Source organism: Enterococcus sp. AZ141 (assembly GCF_051714385.1).
GTDB lineage: Bacteria > Bacillota > Bacilli > Lactobacillales > Enterococcaceae > Enterococcus_D > Enterococcus_D entomosocium.
This window is the reverse complement of the sequence record NZ_JBIORT010000001.1, coordinates 997555-1019332: the sequence shown is the minus strand read 5'-3', so window position 1 is coordinate 1019332 and position 21778 is coordinate 997555. Positions and strand designations below refer to the sequence as shown.

General features: G+C 43.7%; 20 protein-coding genes. 15 read left to right on the top strand and 5 right to left on the bottom strand.

The features are described from left to right. Positions 1-193: 193 nt before the first annotated feature. From IGI89_RS04745 to IGI89_RS04735, 3 genes are read right to left on the bottom strand one after another with little or no spacing between them, the layout of a single operon-like run. A complete protein-coding gene (locus IGI89_RS04745) occupies positions 194-358 on the bottom strand; it encodes a hypothetical protein (RefSeq protein ID WP_005232885.1) in 165 nt (54 codons plus the stop codon). Further along, a complete protein-coding gene (locus IGI89_RS04740; protein WP_005232884.1) occupies positions 355-945 on the bottom strand; it encodes a DUF1700 domain-containing protein in 591 nt (196 codons plus the stop codon). The genes IGI89_RS04745 and IGI89_RS04740 overlap by 4 nt, the downstream gene beginning before the upstream one ends. Continuing rightward, positions 932-1258, bottom strand: coding sequence for a PadR family transcriptional regulator (locus tag IGI89_RS04735; RefSeq protein ID WP_301387379.1), 327 nt, complete (start codon positions 1256-1258; stop codon positions 932-934). The genes IGI89_RS04740 and IGI89_RS04735 overlap by 14 nt, the downstream gene beginning before the upstream one ends. A 225-nt stretch (positions 1259-1483) precedes the next feature. On the opposite strand from IGI89_RS04735, the gene IGI89_RS04730 reads away from it, so the two are divergent. Beyond that, positions 1484-2185: a TetR/AcrR family transcriptional regulator gene (locus IGI89_RS04730; protein ID WP_086316723.1), complete on the top strand. Its 702-nt coding sequence runs from the start codon at positions 1484-1486 to the stop codon at positions 2183-2185. A 63-nt stretch (positions 2186-2248) separates the two neighbouring features. Here IGI89_RS04730 and IGI89_RS04725 read toward each other — a convergent pair whose 3' ends face one another. Both IGI89_RS04725 and IGI89_RS04720 read right to left on the bottom strand, forming a co-directional pair. Beyond that, the gene (locus IGI89_RS04725) at positions 2249-3964 is read right to left on the bottom strand and encodes a sensor histidine kinase (RefSeq protein WP_438735382.1); all 1716 of its coding nucleotides are present in this window, start codon (positions 3962-3964) and stop codon (positions 2249-2251) included. After that, a complete protein-coding gene (locus tag IGI89_RS04720) occupies positions 3958-5463 on the bottom strand; it encodes a response regulator transcription factor (protein ID WP_438735381.1) in 1506 nt (501 codons plus the stop codon). The genes IGI89_RS04725 and IGI89_RS04720 overlap by 7 nt, the downstream gene beginning before the upstream one ends. A 205-nt stretch (positions 5464-5668) precedes the next feature. Here IGI89_RS04720 and IGI89_RS04715 point away from each other — a divergent pair, with 205 nt between their 5' ends. From IGI89_RS04715 to IGI89_RS04650, 14 genes are all read left to right on the top strand, one after another. Continuing rightward, the gene (locus IGI89_RS04715; protein ID WP_430601281.1) at positions 5669-7339 is read left to right on the top strand and encodes an extracellular solute-binding protein; all 1671 of its coding nucleotides are present in this window, start codon (positions 5669-5671) and stop codon (positions 7337-7339) included. Positions 7340-7487: 148 nt separating this feature from the next. After that, entirely contained in the window at positions 7488-8420 is a 933-nt protein-coding gene (locus IGI89_RS04710) for an ABC transporter permease (RefSeq protein WP_008376715.1), read from the top strand. A 16-nt stretch (positions 8421-8436) separates the two neighbouring features. Further along, positions 8437-9324 carry a carbohydrate ABC transporter permease gene (locus tag IGI89_RS04705; RefSeq protein WP_005232877.1) on the top strand — a complete coding sequence of 296 codons (888 nt, stop codon included), beginning with the start codon at positions 8437-8439 and terminating at the stop codon, positions 9322-9324. A gap of 6 nt (positions 9325-9330) precedes the next feature. Beyond that, positions 9331-9969 carry a DUF624 domain-containing protein gene (locus IGI89_RS04700; RefSeq protein WP_016619506.1) on the top strand — a complete coding sequence of 213 codons (639 nt, stop codon included), beginning with the start codon at positions 9331-9333 and terminating at the stop codon, positions 9967-9969. A 40-nt stretch (positions 9970-10009) separates the two neighbouring features. Then, entirely contained in the window at positions 10010-12031 is a 2022-nt protein-coding gene (pulA, locus tag IGI89_RS04695) for a type I pullulanase (RefSeq protein WP_438735380.1), read from the top strand. A 117-nt stretch (positions 12032-12148) separates the two neighbouring features. After that, complete coding sequence (locus tag IGI89_RS04690; protein WP_016611647.1) at positions 12149-13156, top strand: LacI family DNA-binding transcriptional regulator; 1008 nt, start codon at positions 12149-12151, stop codon at positions 13154-13156. A gap of 155 nt (positions 13157-13311) precedes the next feature. Continuing rightward, positions 13312-13599, top strand: a complete 288-nt coding sequence (locus tag IGI89_RS04685) for a PTS Lactose/Cellobiose specific IIB subunit (RefSeq protein ID WP_016611646.1) — start codon at positions 13312-13314, stop codon at positions 13597-13599. Between the two features lie 31 nt (positions 13600-13630). Continuing rightward, positions 13631-15049 carry an L-fucose/L-arabinose isomerase family protein gene (locus IGI89_RS04680; protein ID WP_086298926.1) on the top strand — a complete coding sequence of 473 codons (1419 nt, stop codon included), beginning with the start codon at positions 13631-13633 and terminating at the stop codon, positions 15047-15049. After that, on the top strand, positions 15040-15876 hold the full coding sequence (locus tag IGI89_RS04675) for a transketolase (RefSeq protein WP_005232864.1): 837 nt from the start codon (positions 15040-15042) through the stop codon (positions 15874-15876). The genes IGI89_RS04680 and IGI89_RS04675 overlap by 10 nt, the downstream gene beginning before the upstream one ends. After that, positions 15863-16804, top strand: a complete 942-nt coding sequence (locus tag IGI89_RS04670) for a transketolase family protein (protein WP_005232862.1) — start codon at positions 15863-15865, stop codon at positions 16802-16804. The genes IGI89_RS04675 and IGI89_RS04670 overlap by 14 nt, the downstream gene beginning before the upstream one ends. Before the next feature lies 1 nt (position 16805). Further along, entirely contained in the window at positions 16806-18254 is a 1449-nt protein-coding gene (locus IGI89_RS04665; RefSeq protein ID WP_218193016.1) for an FGGY family carbohydrate kinase, read from the top strand. A 12-nt stretch (positions 18255-18266) separates the two neighbouring features. Then, on the top strand, positions 18267-19124 hold the full coding sequence (locus tag IGI89_RS04660) for an alpha/beta hydrolase (protein ID WP_413134865.1): 858 nt from the start codon (positions 18267-18269) through the stop codon (positions 19122-19124). A 45-nt stretch (positions 19125-19169) separates the two neighbouring features. Next, the gene (locus tag IGI89_RS04655; RefSeq protein WP_438735379.1) at positions 19170-20450 is read left to right on the top strand and encodes an apiosidase-like domain-containing protein; all 1281 of its coding nucleotides are present in this window, start codon (positions 19170-19172) and stop codon (positions 20448-20450) included. Positions 20451-20457: 7 nt separating this feature from the next. After that, positions 20458-21777 (top strand): PTS sugar transporter subunit IIC, encoded by a 1320-nt coding sequence (locus IGI89_RS04650; RefSeq protein WP_016611642.1) that lies wholly within the window; start codon positions 20458-20460, stop codon positions 21775-21777. Position 21778 lies beyond the last annotated feature (1 nt).

Genomic DNA, 21778 nt, shown 5'->3' with positions numbered 1-21778 from the left:
TTATAAACAACAAAAAAACCCATAGGATGGTATGGGTTTTTCTGGTTACCCTATGAAATAGGATACAGGATGTACCTATATAGTAATATGGTGAGGTCAAAAAGGAAAGTTCAATTTTTTCATCAATACATGAAATTGATGAAAATCACTTGCTTTTCTGACGAAAAAAGCAACTTATTATTGTTTTTGCCGATTAGTCTGTGTAGAAACCAATCAGTTGATACCAACGACGATGCTCAATATGGTAGGCATCAGGTGAGTACCCTGACATTGAAAAACCGATAAAGGTGATGACCAGTCCGAGAATAATAAACAACAGACTGAGAAAAACGAAAAAGCGCTTATTGATTTTGATCATAGGACTGCCTTCTTTCGATAGTTTTGAACAAATGATTTTGGCCAAACGACAAGGGAGTGGGTAAGACGTGAAAAAGGTCGGCTCATACTATAAGTGGCGATCAGACAAAGAAGCCCTAAACCAAATAAGAAAATCCCCACGCCTAACTGACTTAAAAAGAGATAGAAACCATCCGCCATCAGCATGGGACTTAAGACAACGCTAGCAATCCCACCGATAAACGTAGTGACACCAATCATGCCAGTGGTGAAAGGCACACACCAGATGATTATTAAAAAGCTTAGGATCAGCAAAGCGGCACTTAACAATAAGCTGCCCCACAATGGAAAGCCTAGCACTAAGATCAAGAGCAAAAAGGGATGAAAGCGGCGGGGAATCTCTACCACGACCTCTTCTGTTTCTGTGACTGTTTGGATCAGTTCTTTTGGGGAGCCAAGGCGTGCCACGGCTTCTTCTTCGGTGTATCCTTCTTCCATCAAATCTTCGATCATCTCGTCATAATAGTTGATCAGCTGATGAATCTCGCTAGGTCTGACTTTTTCAGATAATTCTGCAGCCAATGCCTTGATAAAATCAACTCTGTTCATCTAGTGTTCCTCCTTTAATAAATCGCTGGATCAATGTCAATTGGGGCCAGTCGTTGGTTAAAAAATCGTCGATCCGCTGTTTGCCAAGTATGGTCAAGCGGTAATATTTTCGGGTCCGTCCTTGATGACTCTTGTTGTAAGTCTCAACCGCTCGGCTGGCTTCTAAGCGCTTCAAGATAGGGTAGAGGGTGGATTCTGAGATTGGTAGTAAAGGAGAAATATTTTTGACTAATTCATAGCCATAAGAGTCCCCGTGCTGCAAATAGGCTAAAACACAAATTTCCAATAATCCTTTTTTTAATTGGGCATCCAAAGGCTCTCCTCCTGTTCATATCCATACTATACATTACATAGTATCATTTCACAAGTAGTATCAAAAAAATCAGTCTTAAGACTTAGCCGAGGAAAACAGGGAGGTTTTTCAGGAAAATGGTCAAAAATATAAAACAAAATTAAGAAATTCGGCGGAAAGTATATGTTAACGTTCTCTTTTTTGTTAAAGTAGAAGTATGCAGATTACTTTCAGTAAGAAAATTGGGTGTTGGTGGTGTTTCACTGGAAGAAAGCAAGTGAGAGTAGAGGAGCGTTAGCGAGAGCTGATCGCCTCAAGAAAGGAAGGGGTATTATGAGAAAAGCAACGATTACGAAAAAATATTTGATCAACTGTTTAAAAAAATATCTGGTGGAATATCTTTATCGGCCAATCACTGTCCGCGACATTGCTAAATATGCACGAACATCGACCCAACCAATCTATTTGAATTTTTCAAACATGCAAAATTATAAACAGGCAATGGTCGATGATGTCTTCCATGACATTCATGAAGCAAAAAAAGAGACGGTGATGACACTGGATCCTCTATACTGTTTTTGGCATGACTATTACGTGTTCGCCAGTCGCAATCGAGCCCTCTTTTTTGCATTATTTTTAAATGATATTGGTTGTGGTCCCTACATAAAAGAGTGTTCTTTTGCATATTTTCAAGAAGCAATCGCTGAATCAGCTGTTTTTCAATGTGAGCAAGAAAACGATCTGAGAAAATACCATGAAGAAGCCTTGATTTTTTTTAGCGGTTTGGTATTGCTGTTTATTCGTGAAGGGTGTACTGACGGCAACAAGGATTTTATAAAAGATACCGTGGAGTATTGGGAACGAATGTTAAAGAAAGCAAAAGGCGTGACGCGAGACCAGGGTCGGCAAGGATTATTAGAGGTCGGTACGTTTGCTGTAGAGGAATAGGTACTTGAAATCAAGCATTAAAATAAATATCTGAATATTTTGACACCAAAAAACCGTTAGTGATTAAACATTCTTCACTGACGGTTTTTTTTGAGGAGGTAAGTCTTGCGGTATGAGTAGAACAATTGTGGTGTTTTCACCTTTTACTGATTGAATCGATAAGGAAGCTTGCGTGCCATAGTACAATGCTAGCCGTTGGCGTACATTGTTGATACCATAATGTTGATCAGAAGGTTCCTCCAGTTGTTTTAGCTGTTCAGGATCAATCCCGGGACCATTGTCTTGAATCTCAAACCGTAGCCATTGTCCTTCTTTGAGGCAGCGGATCGTCAATACCCCTCTGCGGTCATCTTCAATATGATCAAGCCCATGAAAGACGGCATTCTCGACAAACGGCTGTAAGAGCAGATGGATCATCGGATACTCATCGATATCTGAGTCAATTTCGAGGACTAAATCAAAGGAATGGTGATGCATTTTTTGCTGAATTTTAGCATAGGTGATCGTTAGATCGAGTTCTTTGGTGATGGATAGCCGGTTGGATCCTTGGTTTAGGCTGAGACGGTAGAATCGAGACAGCAGCTGAGCCATCTCACGGATCTCGTGATTGCCGTTTAGTGTGGCAGTATTGCTGATCAGTGCTAAGGAATTATAAAAGAAATGCGGATTGATCTGGGCTTGCAGAGACCGCAATTCGTATTCTTTTTGTTTCAATTCGGCTTCATATACTTCATTGATCAGCTCAGCGATTTTATCTAGCATTTTTTGAAAATTGGTGTATAACTGTCCGACTTCATCTTTTGAAGAATATGTGTGCTGGATTTTGAATTGATCCATTGATAAAGAGGCCATTTGCTGGGTCAAAGAGTTGATCGGCTGTACCACGGTTTTAGCCAACCACCAGCTGGATAAAACCAATATCATTAATACAAAACCAAAGATAATAAGTGCCGCACCAACTAGATACAGTAAACTGCTGAAAAATGACTGTGCGGTTTTAACAAAAACGATTTGCCAATGATTATCCAGCAGTACAGGTGCCTCTTCAATAACTGCGTTTCCAACCAGCCACTGTTTTTGAGTACGTTGCTGCTTCGTCAAATAATCAATGCGGTAAAGCGTCTGCCCGGTCTCTGACTGAATCGTCAAATCATAAGGCTCCTCAGTGACTGCATCAAGATTCGTGAACAATGCTGCTCGATCGATGGTTAAAACGATGTAGTTTAAGGAATCTGCGGTATGGCCTTTTAAAAAAAGGTTGGTATAAAAAGAAAGTTCCTCCCGTTCTTTGTCAAAATACGTTCGAATCTCGGTCGAAGGTTTTTCTTTTAGAAAAGGCAGTGCTGTATCAGCCGTGATTTTTTTGACGTATTGCCCATGATCATAAAGATCGATCGTGGTGTATAGCGTGATGCCTTTAATATCTGCTTGCGGAAAACGAACACTGTGAAACAAAGGCACGATCGTATTTTGAAAGAGATTGTATTGATCAAAGTTTGAGAAGCGTTGACTAGAAAGCTCTTGCGTCAAGGCGGTATTGTTGGCTAAAAAGAGCAGGCTGTCCCGATAGGTGTGGATCTTGCTTTCTAACTGATAGCTGATACTTTTGAGATTATCGGAGTAAGCACTTTTTTCCTGCTGTTGGATAAAGGCTCGGATGATAGATACCCCGACAAAGGTCAAAACGATCAGAGGAACAATGCTTGAAAGAATTGAAATAAGGGCGATCTTTTTTTGAAAACGAAAATTTTTAACACAATCGTGGACTTTTCTTAACAAAAGGGACCTCTCTTTCTATACGCATCCGGCGTCATTCCGACAATTTCTCGGAACGTTTTGCAAAAATAGGAATAATGATTAAAGCCAACTTGTTTGGAGATAGTTCGAATGCTGCAGTTCGAGTTCTTTAAACGCTTCTGAGCCTGTTTGATACGGTAAGACTTGATGTATTTGGTGATACCCATGCCTTCAGAAGTACTGAATAATTCGCTTAGGTAGTTAGGATTGATATTGACTTCCTTTGCTAACCGCTCCAAGCTCAACTCTTGGTGAAAATGAGCGAATATATAGGATTTTACTTGGCGCACATAGTCATTTGACTGGCTCCCGTTGATTTGAAGCAATGCATCATGGATATAATGGAAGAGGGCATCAAAAATATCCGCAATTAGTTGCAGACTTGGCGCTTCCAGTATTTTTCCAATCTGATTAGCGCCACACTCCGCATCAAAAGTGATCGTGCACTGATCGATGATTGTTTGATAAAAGGTCGCAAAATAAAACTTGGCATTGGTTGGTTCCTCACGTCCATTTGTTTCAAAGCAGTCGAAAACTGTTTTCACAAGCGCGTGGGCTTTTTTACTTTCGTATTGATTCACATACGAAACGGTTTTTTCGAAAAGCGCCTTCTTGACGATGTAGTGATCTCCCGGAAGCAGCTGGCAGATTTTCCCTTTGTTTTGCTGATAAAAAGACCGCTGACTGGTTCTCAGTAAGTCATGATAGGTGCCATACACCCCTGAATGGTGGGGAACTGGTCCGCTGTCAAAAAGTGTTATTTTTTGCTGAAACTGTTTGGAAAAATAGGTAGTTAAGTTGTTTTTTCGCTCTTCGATTTCCCTTTTTGGCAAAGGTTCGTTAAAAAAGAGCAGTTGTGCTGGAGCTAAAAACAAACTGAACATTTCAGGAAATGCAGCAGATAGCGAAGGGACAAAATCCGGCGCATTCCAAGAATCCAGCGGCCAAGTAACGAGAAAAAAAGAGGGATGAGTCTTAAAAAAATCTTGTGCAATCGATTGCTCTTCCTTCGGCAGTGAATGCCAAGGATAGCCATAAAAAAGTTTACTCAAAATCTCTTTCAAGTAATGGGTTTGTGCGATTGTTTTTGTGTAAGCGCGCTGCTTTTGTTGATCAATAAAAAGAATGATTTTATTTATTTGTTCATAAAAATCATCAGGGTCGATTGGTTTTAAGAGGTAGTCAACCGCTTGTAACTGTATGGCTTTTTTTACATAATGAAAATCTTCAAAGCCGCTGATAAACATCACAGGAATTTCAGGAACTGCTTCTTTGATTCTCGCTACGAGGGCATGTCCATCCATAAAGGGCATCTTTACGTCGGTAATTATCAAGTCAAAGGGCTGTTTCTGAAAAAGTTGCCAGGCTTCGCGGCCATTTTTGGCTTCTTCGATCAGCCATTCTTTTTCATGCTGACTCAAGAAGTATTTGATCACTTCTCTTTGATCGTAGCTGTCATCAGCAAGCAGCAGTCGGTACATGGTTTTCGCCGTCCTTTCGTATAGAGAAAATTACGCAGTCGCTTCTTCTTTCTATAGTAAGCGATAAACAAAAAAAGCAACAGAGCGAATTTGTAAACGTTTTATTTTTCTGGAAATCGTGCTATGAATCTGAAAAAAGTGCTATATTTTCTGTGGAAGCGATTGCGTATAATAAGGATATCAAAAAAGTTTGAGGAGGAAAACAATGAAATTTAGGCGGGGGACAGCAATGTTAACAGCAGTTGCTTCAGCACTTATTATGACAGGATGCAGTTCAGAAGAAGCAAAGACCAATGAAAATGGGGATACCGTGATTACGATCGGACGCCAGACCGCACCGAACTCGAAACTGCCTGAGGGGGATTCTTACAGCAATAACGCATATACTCGATTGATTCAAGAACGCTTGGGCATCGAGCTGGAGAGTGCCTTTGAAGCCCATGGGGAAGACTATGATCGTCAAGTATCGCTAGCGATCGCTTCAGGGGAACTACCGGATACGATGATCGTCGGATCAAGAGATGAATTGGAAGAATTAGTTAACAATGATTTAGTGGAAGACTTAACCGAAGTATTTGAGGAGCATGCCAACGATTTTCTAAAAGACATCTATGATTCGTTTGATGGGATTCAGTTAGAAGCAGCCACGTTTGATGATCGCTTGATGGCGATCCCATCTACTAGCGATGACTTCGGGCCCAATCTTGTCTGGTTGCGCCAGGACTGGCTAGATGAGCTAGGTATTGAACTGGATAAAGATGGCAATCGCTCAATTACATTGGATGAGTTGAAGGAAACAGCGATTGCTTTTCAAGAAAATGATTTAGCCAATACCGGAAAAGCAGTTGGTTTGCCATTGGCCTTCTGGTTGTCTTCGCCAAATCATGGCGGCACGGCATATACCGGAACAGCCATCATGAATGCGTTTGGAGCCTACCCAAAATCGTATCTCCAAGATGAGAATGGGCAGATGTTTTATGGATCCAATACGCCAGAAATGAAAGAAGCACTAACGCTACTGAAGGACTGGCAAGATGAAGGGTTCATGGATCCGCAATTTGGTACCCGCACGTATGACGATATCCATGCCATGATGGTTAATGGAGAAACGGGCATCGCTTTTGGTCCTTGGCACATGCCTGACTGGGGCTTAGTACAAGCCAAACAAAATGATCCAAATGCTGAATTTGTTCCTTATGCCCTTGAAAATGCTAACGGCGATGGAGGGGTCAATGCCGTGGCTAACCGCGGCACTGGGCAATACATCGTGGTGCGCAAAGGTTTTTCTGAGCCGGAAAAAATCATGGAGATGATCAATCTGATTTATGGTGAAGTTGCCAACTCGGAAGATATTGAAGCCGAGTTTCCGGAAATTTATGACTATGCGAAAGTGGATGTCGATGGGACGGTTCGTCCATGGAATGTTGTTTTCTTAAAAGCCTATAGTGAGATTGATGATGCAGTAGAAGCTTCCAAGGCGGCGGTTGGCGAAACATCTATCGAGGATATCTCCAACTTCTTCATCAAAGAAAACGCCGAAAAAATCAAGCAATATCTGGATAGCCCTGAAGAAACTGATCCGGTGGACTGGACCCGCTATGCCTCCCGCTATTTAGCCGTCAATAATGTGATGGGCGGTATCAGAGAGCAAGGACGCTTGAATGAAGTGAAACCACCGCGTTTTGATTCGATCAAAGCCAATGAACGAAACGGCGCACAAGTAGGGAAACTGGAGGAAGAGACCTTCATTAAGTTTATCACTGGAGAAGAACCCCTGGAAAACTTCGACAACTATGTTGAAACCTGGAATAGCCAAGGTGGGACAGCCATACTTGAAGAAATGCAAGAAGTAGTAGATCAGCGAGCAGATAATTAAGCGGCCACTCCAGCGGTTCTGACACTCGTCTTTCGAACAAAGAAAAGCAAGGTTGTATGCAGGAAAACCGACTGCAGGTGCCTTTTCTTTGTTCGAATTTTTTCATCAAGCGGCTGGTGAGGCAAAAAATTTATGGAGGAGTAAGTAAATGGAACTTTCTGTTGAAAAAGAAAGCAAAAAAGAAAAGAAAAAGTGGTTTTCTCGAGATCAGCTTTTCTTTCTAGGGATGATTTTACCAGGCATAATTTTTATTTTGATTTTTTCTTATGGTCCTATGTTTGGGTTGTTGATGGCATTTCAAGATTATGTGCCAGCGAAAGGTGTATTTGGTTCTGAATTTGTGGGATTCGAGCACTTTCGCTATTTGTTCAGTTTACCGGATATTTTCTTAGTAACTAAAAACACGATTTTCATCGCTTTCTGGAAAATTGTCTTTAATACGATCGTACCGATTCTTTTTGCGATTCTATTAAATGAAGTACGTGTAAAGTGGATGAAACGCTCCATTCAGACCATCGTATATTTGCCCCATTTTCTTTCATGGGTCATATTGGCTTCAGTAGTGGTCAATTTATTCAGTCTTGATGGAACGGTGAATCAGATTTTACAAAACTTTGGTGTAGAACCATTAAACTTTTTGGGTAGTAATCAGCTGTTTCCTCGTTTGCTGATTGGGACCGATGTTTGGAAAAGTTTTGGTTACAGTTCAATCGTGTACCTTGCTGCCATTACCTCGATCGATCCGGGATTATATGAAGCAGCAACGATGGATGGTGCTTCTTGGTCAAAAAAAGTCTGGCACGTAACCCTGCCGGGGATGATGCCTTTTATTTTGCTGATGACGATTTTGTCGCTGCCTAATATCTTGAATGCCGGCTTCGACCAAATTTATAACCTGTATTCTCCGGTTGTGTATCAAAGCGGCGATATTATCGATACCTATGTCTACCGAATCGGTCTGATCGGTAGAGACTACAGCTTAGGGACTGCCGTTGGTCTGGTCAAATCGGTGATCGGTCTATTCTTGATTTGGTCTTCCAACAAAATTGCGGAGAAGAAGACTGACAGAGTGATGTTTTAAGGAAAGGAAAAAAGAGATGAAAGAAAAATTTAGTATACGGCATGCAGTAATTTATTTGATCGTCATTGTTTTGGCTCTTTCTTGTTTAGTACCGATGTTGAATGTCGTGGCACTTTCTTTAAGTAGCAGCAGTGCCGTCGCGGCAAATGCTGTGGGGCTATGGCCAGTAGATCTGACCTTAGCGGCTTATGAGCGCATCATGAGCGATCAGCAGTTTTGGCGTTCTTTTGGTATTTCAGTCATTCGTGTGGTGATCTCTTTATTGCTGAATTTGGTGATGATCGTAACGATGGCTTATCCGCTATCTAAATCAAAAAAAGTATTTCGAACGAGAAAATTATTCATGAGTGTGATGGTTTTCGCTATGCTCTTCAGTGGCGGCATGATCCCAACGTATTTGGTCGTTCGCAATCTAGGATTATTGAATACGATTTGGTCCCTGATTTTACCTAGTGCAGTCCCTATCGGCAGTGTGATCTTGGTGATGAATTTCTTTCGGGGAATTCCCAAATCATTGGAAGAATCTGCTCGGATCGATGGGGCCAACCCACTGCAGATTTTGGGACGAATCTATATTCCAATGTCTTTGCCGTGTTTGGCAACCGTTTCTCTATTCAGTATTGTCGGTAGTTGGAATGATTTTTTTAGTGGACTGATCTATATGACCAAGACTGAAAACTATCCTTTAATGACCTATATCCAAACACTATCAGTCAACATTGCTGAAACAATGCAACAAGCCGGGAATTTGACTTCCGAGCAGCTACAAAGTCTACTAGCGGTCTCTGATCGAAACTTGAATGCAGCGAAGATCGTGGTGGCAGTGGTGCCGTTATTGATTATTTATCCGCTTCTACAAAAATATTTCGTTCAAGGAATCGTTGTCGGATCAGTAAAGGAGTAAACCCACATGATACACTTTTTTCATTCAGAAAACTTCTTCGCACGAATCGCTTGGAAATTCAGCCAGTTGCTCCTATTAAATGTACTACTCTTGTTTTTTAGTTTGCCGCTCTTCACGATCGGTGCAGCCATTACTGCGGGTTCTAAAGTGGCGACTGATCTGATAGAAGGAAAAGCACCGGCTGTTGTTCAGCAGTTTTGGTCGGTCTTTTGCCAAAGCTTTCGAAAGAGCACTCTTATCTGGCTCAGTCTACTTTTTTCTTTGTGGCTTTTGACTGCTGATTGGTTGTATTATTTCCAACTAAAAGGGACGCCTGATCTTTTTACCGTAGGCTTAGTAATTTGTACGTTCATGTGGCTTCAATTTTTCCAAGTTTCGTTTTTCTTACTCGCACGTTACGATAGCGGAATCAAAACGATCCTTTTGAACAGCATAAAAGTCGCCGCAAAGCACCCTTTTAAAATACTTAGTCTTCATCTTCTGACTGCAGCCCCTATTGTCATCATGCTTCTTTCACCCTATGCGCTGGTTTTCAGCATGTACATTGCCTGCTTTTTTGGTCTTAGCTGTTTTTTGTATGCACGCTGTCAGTTATTGTTGGCAATTTTCAAGAAATATGAGAAGGTAGAAATAGCAGAAAAGTAACTGGCTTTTATAGTTAGAAACGTTGAATGGAGGAATTTTGATGGGACAAAACACGCAGTATGGAGAAAAAAAGATTGCGATCGATCGCAGGATCGGTTTTTTAGAAGAACATACGTATCACGGGAATGATCTTGGTGTGACTTTTCAAGGACAGCAAACCACGTTCAAATGCTGGTCACCAGAGGCAGAGGCCGTTTCAGTATTGCTTTATCAAAGCGGTGTTGCTGGGACTGACGATCGTCTGCTGACGCTGCCGATGGTTCAAGAAGACAACTGTTGGCAAGTCACGACGGAAGAAAACGTCAAGGAGCTGTTTTATACCTTTGAGTTTCAACGAGATGGGCAGAAAATAGAAGCGATGGATCTTTATGCCAAGGCAGTAGGGATCAACGGAAACCGCGGTGCGATCATTGATTTAAAGGAAACAGATCCTGAAGGTTGGCAGGAAAGTCACGGCGTCGGTCAGCAGTCGATCACAGATGCCTATATTTGGGAATTACATGTCGAAGATTTCAGTGGTGCCGAAAACAGCGGTATTTCACCAGAAAATAGCGGAAAATATTTAGCCTTCACTGAAAAAAAGACCCATCTGGTGGGAGATGAAAGTCAACCAACTGGCATGGCCTATTTAAAAGAGCTGGGGATCAATTATGTTCATCTGCTGCCGATCTTCGATTTTGACAATGATGAAACTTCGTCTGCCTACAATTGGGGCTATGATCCGAAAAATTACAATGTACCTGAAGGACGATACGCTTCTGATCCTAGTGATCCCAAGGCGCGGATTCGTGAATGCAAGCAAATGATCCAATCGCTGCACGAAGAAGCCATCGGCGTTGTGATAGATGTGGTCTTTAATCACACTGCGATCACGGAAGAATCATGGTTTAATTTGACGGTGCCTGATTATTACTACCGTCAAGATGATGCAGGGAATTTTGCGGACGGTTCTGCTTGCGGCAATGAAGTGGCTTCTGAACGGAAAATGATGCGTAAATTTATCATTGATTCAGTTTTATATTGGGCGCAAGAATACAAAATCGACGGCTTTCGTTTTGATTTGATGGGCCTGATCGATGTGGAAACCATGAACCAGTTGCGGCAACGCCTAGATGATGCCGGCTTCAGCCATGTGATTTTATACGGCGAGCCATGGGATGCCGGCAGCAATCAAATTATTCAGCCGAATATCCCAGCAAATAAAAGTAATGTTTGGGCACTGTCAGAAGGCGTTGCTGTTTTTAGCAATGATTTAAGAGACAGTATCAAAGGCGATGTCTTTGAAGAAACAGACGGCGCGTTTATTCAAGGAATGAATGGTCAACCGCAAGTCAAGCAAACCTTTTATGCAGCAAATTTGGCAACGGCGATTCAAGGAAATACGAAAGTTGCCGCACAAGAAGGCGCCGAGCGCTGGGCAAAATCGCCCCGCCAAGTGATCGCCTATGCTTCAGTCCATGATAATTTGACCTTATGGGACAAGCTGGTGGCAACCATGCAGGCTTCAGTGAAGGAAAGAAATTATGAGTTTGATCCTGAGCTTTTAGCCCGCAATAAACTAGCAGCAGCCATTTTGTTTACTAGCCAAGGAGCAGTGCTGACTCAAGCTGGGGAAGAATTTGGCCGTACCAAAGAAGGAGATGAAAATTCCTTCCGTTCGCCACTGGCAGTCAATCAGCTGGATTGGTCACGTGCCAAAACCTTCAAAGAGTTGCGCGAGCTGTATCGGGGCTTGTGGGCATTGCGGCAGTCCTATGCACCATTGAGAGATGCCACGACCCAAACGGCTGAAAGCATGGTCTTTTATGAGACAAAGAATGAAAATCGCTTGGCGTATCAAGTACCCAATCGTGACAAACAGCATCCATGGCGTTCCTTGTTCGTTTTACTCAACAGCACGGAAGAAAGCTGGTCCTTTGGCTTACCGACGGCAACAGAAAATGCTTCTTGGCACATCATTGCTGACCCCAAAGGAGCTGGGATCACTTCTCGCGGCGTAGCAGCGCCAAGAATAACCATCGACCCCTTATCCTTCTGCATTTTGGCGGAACAAAGTAACTAATCAAAGTAGAAGCTAAAACAAACTAAAAATTTTAGTTTGTTTTAGCTTTTTTAGTAGTAAAAAAACAATTCTTTTGCTATACTTTTAACAGAATGAGAAGCAGAAAGCGGTGAGCAAATGAAAGTTGTGATCTCTGATATTGCCCGAAAAGCTGGCGTTTCCAGCGGAACTGTCTCTAATGCAATCAACAATCGTAAGGGGATCAGTGAACAAAAACGGCAAGCGATCTTGAAGATCGCTCGTGAGATGGGGTATTTTGATCAGCGAGAAATTAAAAAAACGGAAAGCCAAAAGATCAAATTTGTTGTAATGAACAAACAAGGAAATGTCGTAGGGGATACGCCTTTCTTTTCTGAATTGATCCGGGGGATCGAAATGGAATGCAGCGCGTTAGGCTATGAATTGGTCATTTCCCATATCACATTGGCGCCAGAGGAAGACCCGATCGAAAAGATCCGCCCAGAATTAGTAGATGGTTTGCTATTGTTAGGAACGGAATTGGAAAAACAAGATTTAGCAGTCTTCCGTCATTTGGAAGTACCCTTAGTGATTTTAGATACGATTTTTAATTCGCAGGACTTTGATTTTGTCGCCATCAATAATCGTGACAGCGCCTATGAGATCGTTGAAAAGATGATCGAAAAAGGCCACCGAGACATTGGCATCATCAACTCAACCTTTCAAATCAACAATTTCCGTGAACGCAAGCAAGGGTTTATTCAAGCGATCCAAGAGCATGATCTGATCCATTATGAAGAGACGGAAGCCTTAGTAGAACCCACCTTGGAGGGCTCATATCAAGACATGAAGGTCTATTTGGAATCCTTGCGTGCCGATCAGCGGCCGTTACCAAGCGCCTTTTTTGCGGTCAATGACAACATCGCCATCGGTGCAATGAAAGCCATTCGCGAAGTGTTCCCCGATCATCCGTTGGCCATCGTTGGGTTCGATGATATTCCTTTGGCGGAATTTTGCAACCCACCGCTGACCACCGTCAAAGTAGATAAAGTGTACCTTGGTCGCCAAGCCGTGCGACGCTTGATCGAGAAAATCACCAGTGAAGATGAAAACCATCTGAAAATGCTGGTCGCCACGACGATCGTCGAACGCGAAAGCATCAAATAAGAAAAAAATAAGAAGAAGACAAAACGTTTAGCAAGCGTTTTGTCTTTTTTTAGTTATTAAACAAAAATATTTATCTAAAACTATTGCAAAATATTTAGCTTATGCTATATTTAAGGTGTAAAAAGTAAGGGATTACATTTTGAGGAAGTGAATAGATGACACAGATCGGTCTCTTTTGTGCAACTGGGCTCTCCAGCGCACTGCTCGTCAAAGCGCTCAAAGAACAACTAGCGGATGATCAGCATTACCAAGTGAATTCCGCGCCTTTTTCAGAAATATTTATGGTGGGAAATGACTATGATTTTTTGATTTTAGCTCCTCAAACCCGCTTCAATCAAGCGAAAGTCGCAACAGCCTTTCCTAATAAAAAAATCGTTTTACTGACGGATAAGGAATTTCTGAGCAGAAATGTAGCACGAATCGTCGAAGAAATAAAAATTTAGCTAAATATACTAAAACGCAAAGGGTGGTTTTATGGATAAAGTAACAATCGGGTTCGCCCCGACTAGAAGAAATTTATTTAGTGCAGAAGCAGCCATTGAGTACGCCAATCTGACACGACAAAAAATGGACGAACTGGCCATTGATTATGTAGATATTTTAGATATCAACGAAGATGGCTTGCTATACGATGATGAAGGGGTTGAAAAAATCGCCGAAAAATTCAAAGCAGCAAAAATCGACGGTCTTTTTCTAGCCAATGAAAACTTTGGTACGGAATATGCCTGTGCTCGTCTAGCCAAAAAACTAGATGTCCCCGTCTTACTATGGGGACCCAAAGACGAGACACCAGCCGCCGATGGTTCACGTTTGCGGGATACGCAATGCGGTCTTTTCGCTATCGGAAAAGTCTTGCGCCGTTTCAAGGTACCTTTCACCTATGTCAAAAATTCTGATATTGATTCACCGGAATTTGCCCGCGGCTTGCAAGACTTTATCAAAGTCTGCAATGTCGTCAAGACCTTCAAACAAACACGAATCTTGCAAGTTGGCCCACGCCCCTTTGATTTTTGGACCGTGATCTGCAACGAAGGCGAACTATTGGAGCGTTTCAATATCTCGCTATCACCAGTACCGATCCAAGAAGTGGTGCAAGAAATCAAGAAAGTCAAAGAACAGCAGCCAGATAAATTGCAAGCAGTCATTGATTATTTCGAAACCAATACGGAAGTCCAAATTTCGGCGAAAGATTTGGAGATGGTGGCAGCCCTTAAAGTGGCCTTGCAAAACTTATGTGAAAGCTACGGCTGCAATGCAGGGGTCATCCAGTGTTGGACGGCTTTACAAGACGAAATCGGTATTTTACCGTATGCCTCCCTGTCGCTTTTACAAGAAGAAGGTCTGCCTTTTGTCTGTGAGACGGATGTTCATGGGGCGATCTCGGAACTGTTGGTCGAAGCCGCTTCGTTGGGGGAACACCGTGCGATCTTTGCGGATGTCAACTGCCGCCATCCAGAAAACGAGAATGGCGAATTGCTGCAGCACTTAGGGGTTTTTGCTTATTCCACCGCGGAGACCAAACCCATTTTGCCGCAACGGCATTTTGTTTTTGACTATCCGGGATCAGTCGCTTTTCGGGCAATCAAAGACGAGTATACGTTGTGTCGCTTTGATGGAGACAACGGCGAGTATTCGTTGCTGATGGGCACCGGCAGAGGGATCGATGGACCATACAATCAAGGAACCTATCTCTATCTAGAATTTGCGAATTTGAATCGCTTGGAATTCAAACTCGTTGAGGGCCCTTATATTCATCATGTTGCGGCGGTCAGAAAAAATGTGGTGCCGATCTTGTACGAAGCGTGCAAATATATCGGCGTGCAGCCAGATTTTTATGATCCGATCGAAGAAGACGTCAAAGCATACTTGAGAGGGGATCAATCATGGAAATAAACGAGCTGGAAATGAAGGCTTTAACGATTCGAAAATCCGTGTTAGAGCTGATCTATCAAGCAAAAACGGGTCATACTGGTTCGGATCTTTCTTGTACCGATATTTTAGTGGCCCTGTATTATCAGATAATGAATGTGGATGCGAAAGATCCCCAAAAGCAAGATCGTGACCAGTATATCCAAAGTAAAGGACATGCTGCAGAAGTACTATGGGCCGTTTTAGCGGACAAAGGTTTTTTGCCGAAAGAAGAATTAGCCACCTTTTCGCAATTTGGTTCACGACTGATCGGTCATCCAAACAATAAAGTAGCTGGGGTTGAGATGAATACTGGTTCGCTAGGTCACGGCTTACCCGTCGCAGTAGGGATCGCCTTGGCAGGCAAACTGGATCACCGCACGTATCAAACCTATACGTTGTTGGGAGATGGCGAATTAGCAGAAGGCTCGGTATGGGAAGGAGCCATGGCGGCTGCCAACTACCAGCTGGACAATTTGACCGCCATCATTGATCGCAACGGCTTGCAGATCACTGGAGCCTCGGAAGATGTGATGGCCGTGGAGCCGCTAGATGAAAAATGGCGTGCCTTTGGTTGGGATGTGCATATCGTTGATGGCAATGATATGGCTGCCTTGGTGGCTGCATTAGAAAAACCGCATCAGCCCAATCAACCGAAGCTGGTCATTGCTAAAACCATCAAAGGCAAAGGCTATTCTGCAGCCGAAAATCAAGCGCAATGGCATCATAAAGTGCCAACGGCAGAAGAGCTTGCACAAGCTATTGCCGAACTTGATCAGCAAATGGAGGTTTTGACTCATGGGAAAAAATAATATTGCCAATCGCCAAGCGATGTGCGACGTATTGATTGAAGAAGGAAAAAAGAATCCTGCGATCACGGTGTTGACCAGTGATTCTCGTGGTTCCGCTTCGTTAGCACCTTTTGCCAAGGAATTACCGACACAATTGGTGGAAGTAGGGATCGCAGAGCAAAACATCGTCAGTATTGCGGCCGGCTTAGCCCATATGGGCAAACGCCCTTTCGTTGCATCCCCTGCTTGTTTTCTCAGCATGCGCAGTATCGAGCAGATCAAAGTCGATGTCGCGTATTCGAATAAAAATGTCAAACTCGTAGGCATCAGCGGCGGTGTCAGCTATGGGGCATTAGGCATGAGTCATCATTCCTTGCAAGACATCGCAGTGGCACGAGCGATCCCTAATTTGCAAGTGCTGTTGCCAGCAGATCGCTTTGAAACGATCCAAATGTTTAAAGCCTTAGCGGCATCAAATGAACCAGCCTATATCCGTCTCGGTCGCAATCCTGTTGAAGATTGTTATGATTCTGCAGATTATCCTTTTGAGATCGGCAAAGCCATTGAGCTGAGAAGCGGTCAAGATGTCGCATTGCTCGCCACTGGCGAAACCGTGCGCCAAGCGTTGGATGCTGCTGAGCTATTGGAAAGACAAGGTATCACTGCTACCGTTTTAAATGTTCATTCCTTGAAGCCCTTTGATTCAGAAACGGTCAAACGAGTGGCGAAAGAAACAGGCACCGTGATCACTGTGGAAGAACACAGCCGATACAACGGCTTAGGAGCTGCCGTGGCGGAAACGCTGGCAGAAGAAACGGGCATTCGACAAAAAATCATTGCTTTTCCGGATGAAGCCTTGATTACTGGTTCTTCGTCAGAACTGTTTGCCCATTATGGCTTAGACGGTGCCTCCATAGCGAAAACAGCGGTTGCGTTTCTAGGAGCTTAAGATGGACAAGACCTATCAGCTTGTTTTAGATCAGAGTACATCCGGTACCAAGCTCTTACTGTTTCAAGAAGGGAAAATCCTGCAGCGTTACGATAAAAAACATCGCCAAATTTATCCAAAAGTCGGGTGGGTCGAACATGATCCCCTTGAGATTTGGCAAAATGTCCAAGAATTGCTGGCACAAGTGTTGCAAGAACAAGCGATCACTGCAGATCAAATCGTTTCCTTGTCATTGACCAATCAGCGGGAAACGATCGTTGCATGGGACCGATTGACTGGCAATCCCCTGTACAATGCGATCGTGTGGCAATGCAACCGCAGCGCCGCGATTTGTGAAGAATTGACGGCACAAGGCTGGGAAAGGACGATCAATCAAAAGACCGGTTTACGCTTAGACCCGTATTTTTCCGGCACCAAAGTGAAATGGTTGGCCCAAGAATTATCAGCCATCAAAGAAAAGTCGGGGACTGGCGAATTGGCGATCGGTACGATGGACAGCTGGCTGTTGTGGAATTTAACGCAAGGGACAGTATTTGCGACAGAAGCCAGCAACGCTTGCCGAACATTGTTTTATAATATTGAAGAGGGCCGTTGGGATGCAGAGCTCGTCAAACTTTTTGGCATCCATTTAGCAGACTTGCCAGCGATCCAACCTGCTGATACGGTTTTCGGTAGCTATCACGGAATCCCTATCAAAGGGATCTTAGCCGATTCACAAGCGGCATTATTCGGTGAAGGTTGTCAAAGCCTTGGGGATGTAAAAATCACGATGGGCACCGGTTGTTCGATCATGATGCAAGTGCAGCAGGAGCAGACGTTGCGGGATCGCCGCATTTTGACGACGGTCGGCTGGCAAACTAGCCAGGAAACAGCGTTTGCGCTAGAAGGCATCATCCGTTCCTGTGGTGACGCCATCAACTGGTTCAGTGAGCAAGTGGCTCCGCTGCCAGATGTAGCTGAGATCTGTCAAGAAGTGCTGACCAGTGACAGTCAAGAAGACATCTATTTTATCCCAGCATTGCAAGGAATGGGTGCCCCTTTTTGGGATAATACGATGACTGCCAGCTTTGTCGGCATGAAACGCACAACGACGACTCATGAGCTGTTGAAAGCCGTTTTAGAAAGCATCATTTTTCAAATCAAAGCAGTGATCGATGTGATGGAAGAAGTCGCTGAACGACTGATCAATCAGGTAATGATCGATGGCGGTGTTTCGAAAAACCGCGCCTTGATGAGCTTATTGGCGACTTTGATCAATAAACCCGTCATCGTCAGCGAAGTCGAAGAATTTTCAGCCATCGGCACAATGCTTGTTGCCAAACCAACCATGAATGAACCAGCTATTCAGCAAACCACGATCGTTCCGCAAGCCGAACAGGCCGTGATCCGTTTGAAATATGAAAAATGGAAACGGTTCATTGAGAAGTCAGCTGCTTTTAGTGAAGGATAAAGGAGGAACTATATGGAGACCAAACGAATTCAACTGAATCAAACGGCTTACGTGGATACCTATTTATTGCACCAATCCAAAGAGTACAATGTCGGCAAGAAACGACCGCTAGTGATCGTCTGTCCAGGCGGCGGCTACGCCTTTACCAGTGATCGAGAGGCGGAAGTCATTGCCTTGAAATTCAATAGTATCGGGCTAAATAGCGTTGTTTTATGGTACACCACCGGTGATCAGGTGAAAAACGTTCCCCACAATGCCTTGATGGAAGCCGCCCAAACCGTCAAAATCATTCATGAGCATGCTCACGAATGGTTGGTGGATGAGGAGCAAATCATCGTTTGCGGTTTTTCAGCAGGCGGACATCTAGCGTTGCAGCTAGCGACGCGCTGGCACGATGCTGAGCTGGCAGAAGCATTGGGCGTCAGCAGTGACTTACTGAAAGTGAATTTGGCGATCGCTGGCTACCCATTGGTTTATCAAGAGCATGCTTTCCCAATCGATGAGCTAGGCTTTGCCGCTCGTCTAATCGAAACACCTTTAACTGCCAACGAGCGCTTTTTTGGGAGTAAACAACCGACGGAAGAAGCCATTCAATCCATGAACATTTTGCATCATGTCGATCAGTGGACACCTCCGATGTTTCTCTGGCATACGACGGAAGACGTCTTAGTCGATGTGGCGCACTCGTTGAAGTTGGCGGTCAAATTAAGAGAAGCAGAAATTCCATTCGAACTGCATATTTTTGAAAAAGGCGAACACGGACTGGCATTAGCGGATCGAACAACGGCACGCAAGTCAAGTCACCTCAATGCCCATGTCGCCAAATGGTTTGAGCTGTGCGAAGGCTGGCTCAGTAGTTATATTGATTAATAACCGCCAGTGCACAACTTGTGCCGATGAAAGGAGAGCTCCACCGTGAAAATCACCGTAAACCAAAACAAACGCACCTTATTGCGAGACGGACAGCATTTCTTTTATTTAGCCGATACTTGCTGGAGTGCTTTTACTAGTATTCAAGAAAATGACTGGATCACCTACTTAGACAAACGCAAAGAGCAGGGATTCAACACCCTTCAAATCAATGTGTTACCGCAATGGGATCGCAGCCGTGGTCAATTTGACTGCTTGCCGTTTCCCCTTGATGCGGGTGTCTTTGATTTTACGGTTTGGGAGGATGCCTATTTCGAACGGGCTCAGCGTCTTTGTAAAATTGCCGATGAGAAAGGCTTTACTTTAGCATTGGTTGTCTTGTGGTCAAACTATGTCGCTGGCACTTGGGCTAGCCAGTTGGACAAAGAACGCAACGTGTTGCCGGAGGATTGCCGCCAGGCCTACTATCAAAAAGTGATTAAGACGTTTGATGCCTTCCATCCGATCTACTTTATTGGTGGCGATACGGACTTCCCAACACAGCCAACCATCGATACGTATCTAGAAGCCTTTGTTTTCTTTGAAAAGCATTCGCCCAATACCTTGAAAACGATTCATATCAAGGGACGTTTTGAAGAAATCCCTGAACCTATCGTCGAACATTTGGACTTATTTTTATACCAATCAGGTCATAACAGCGCCTTTTTGAATATGCCTTATTATTTGGCAGAGCGTTTTTATCAACGAGAACCGCAACTGCCGATCATCAACTCAGAACCTTGCTATGAACAAATGGGCTATGCCCGTCACGTATACGGTCGATTTGGTCAAAAAGATGTCCGCAAAGCAGCATGGCAATCATTGTTAGCCGGCGGCTCGGCTGGGATCACGTACGGTGCCCACGGCATCTGGAGTTGGCAAACCCCGACGGCAACCTTTGCGGAAGAAATCGGGGAAGCGTTTGACCATCCGATGATTTGGCCAGAAGCTTTGTCTTTTCCTGGGGCAGATGATTATGGCTTTATCAAGCAATTATTTGAATTATTAAATATTCAGGAGCTTGTGCCTTGCCAAGAGCGCTTGATCGATGCAGATGAACAGATTCGTATGGCAGCTATCGCAGGAAGGAAGGATGCCTTGCTTTACTTGCCAAGCAATACAACAGTTCGCCTGCAAGGAGATCTTTCTACAGCGACCGTCACATTGATCGATTTGAACACCAATCGTTTCTTGAAACCAAAACTGACAGTTACCGATGGTATCACTGTTTTCCATCCCCACAATTGTCACGAAGATGTATTGTTCGTCATCCAAATAAAGGAGTGAAAAGAAAATGGATAAATATATGGATAAGGTATTAGTATTTGCAGATAAAATCTCCAACAATCGGTATTTAAAGGCAATTTCAAACGGGTTGATGGCGACGCTGCCGATCAACATTATTGGCTCGATCGCCTTGTTGTTAGCAGTTTTGCCGATTCAAGGGTGGACAGATTTTATCAACTCGATCAATATTGGCGGTTATTTTTCCGTCGGTTACAGTATGACCGTTGGGGTTATCTCAGTGTACGCTTCCTTTCTTGTCGGTCACCGTTTAGCGACAGAATTTAAGCAGTCGGCAGTCCCTGCCGGCATCGTTTCGTTGTTTGCCTTTTTGATGATGACGCCAATGGTCACCTTGGAGGAAACAACGACCCTAGACATGAGCAAACTCGGCGCTCAAGGCTTGTTTACCGCTATGATCTGCGGCTTAGTTTTTGCTCGTTTGTACTGCTTTATTTTAGAAAAAAATATCGCCATCAAAATGCCAGCAGGCGTGCCGCAATTTGTGACGGATACCTTCGCCGGTTTGATTCCAGCAATTATTTCTGGGTTTACCGCGATCGTCATTAGCTGGGCATTCAGTTTTACTTCTTATGGCTCATTTTCAGATTTCATCTATCAAATCTTGGCAATGCCGCTGCAAAGCTTGTCTTCTAGTGTCGGTTCGTTGCTATTTATTGTACTGATCCAAATGGTGCTATGGTTCTTCGGTATCCATGGTTCGTTGGTGGTGGGTAGCTTTGTCACCGCTTTGTACTTACCAATGGATGTAGAAAATATGGATGCTTTAGCTAGCGGTGTTGCTCGTTCCGAGCTGCCAAATATTTTGAGCAAGTCGTTTTATGATTTGTTTGCTGGTATTGGTGGGGCTGGGGGAACATTGTCATTGATTATCGTTATTTTGCTGTTGGCGAAATCAAAACAATCACGGACAGTCGCTAACCTAAGTGCCGTTCCTGGATTGTTCACCATTAATGAGCCGGTGATTTTTGGCTTACCGCTGATTTTGAATCCAATCATGGCGATTCCGTTCATATTAACACCATTGGTTCAAGTGCTTGTGGCGTACCTAGCGATCTGGAGTGGGATCGTTCCACGACTTAGTGGCGTACAAGTTCCCTTTGGCACACCGATTTTTCTAAATGGGTTTCTAGCTGGAGGCTGGCAGGTCGCAGTTCTACAAGTCGTTTGCGTTTTGGCAGGCTGCTTGCTGTACATTCCTTTTGTTAAAGTCTTAGATAAAGGAAAATTAAAAACCGAAGCAGAAGCTGCGCAAGCGGAGGGTCACCCACAAACTGAAAGTATCGATGCAACGGGGGAAACGGTTTAAA

Coding starts and splice junctions, on each gene's coding strand:
- IGI89_RS04745 (WP_005232885.1), bottom strand. CDS start 358: ATGATCAAAATCAATAAGCGCTTTTTCGTTTTTCTCAGTCTGTTGTTT.
- IGI89_RS04740 (WP_005232884.1), bottom strand. CDS start 945: ATGAACAGAGTTGATTTTATCAAGGCATTGGCTGCAGAATTATCTGAA.
- IGI89_RS04720 (WP_438735381.1), bottom strand. CDS start 5,463: ATGTACCGACTGCTGCTTGCTGATGACAGCTACGATCAAAGAGAAGTG.
- IGI89_RS04715 (WP_430601281.1), top strand. CDS start 5,669: ATGAAATTTAGGCGGGGGACAGCAATGTTAACAGCAGTTGCTTCAGCA.
- IGI89_RS04710 (WP_008376715.1), top strand. CDS start 7,488: ATGGAACTTTCTGTTGAAAAAGAAAGCAAAAAAGAAAAGAAAAAGTGG.
- IGI89_RS04705 (WP_005232877.1), top strand. CDS start 8,437: ATGAAAGAAAAATTTAGTATACGGCATGCAGTAATTTATTTGATCGTC.
- IGI89_RS04700 (WP_016619506.1), top strand. CDS start 9,331: ATGATACACTTTTTTCATTCAGAAAACTTCTTCGCACGAATCGCTTGG.
- pulA (WP_438735380.1), top strand. CDS start 10,010: ATGGGACAAAACACGCAGTATGGAGAAAAAAAGATTGCGATCGATCGC.
- IGI89_RS04690 (WP_016611647.1), top strand. CDS start 12,149: ATGAAAGTTGTGATCTCTGATATTGCCCGAAAAGCTGGCGTTTCCAGC.
- IGI89_RS04685 (WP_016611646.1), top strand. CDS start 13,312: ATGACACAGATCGGTCTCTTTTGTGCAACTGGGCTCTCCAGCGCACTG.
- IGI89_RS04680 (WP_086298926.1), top strand. CDS start 13,631: ATGGATAAAGTAACAATCGGGTTCGCCCCGACTAGAAGAAATTTATTT.
- IGI89_RS04675 (WP_005232864.1), top strand. CDS start 15,040: ATGGAAATAAACGAGCTGGAAATGAAGGCTTTAACGATTCGAAAATCC.
- IGI89_RS04670 (WP_005232862.1), top strand. CDS start 15,863: ATGGGAAAAAATAATATTGCCAATCGCCAAGCGATGTGCGACGTATTG.
- IGI89_RS04665 (WP_218193016.1), top strand. CDS start 16,806: ATGGACAAGACCTATCAGCTTGTTTTAGATCAGAGTACATCCGGTACC.
- IGI89_RS04660 (WP_413134865.1), top strand. CDS start 18,267: ATGGAGACCAAACGAATTCAACTGAATCAAACGGCTTACGTGGATACC.
- IGI89_RS04650 (WP_016611642.1), top strand. CDS start 20,458: ATGGATAAATATATGGATAAGGTATTAGTATTTGCAGATAAAATCTCC.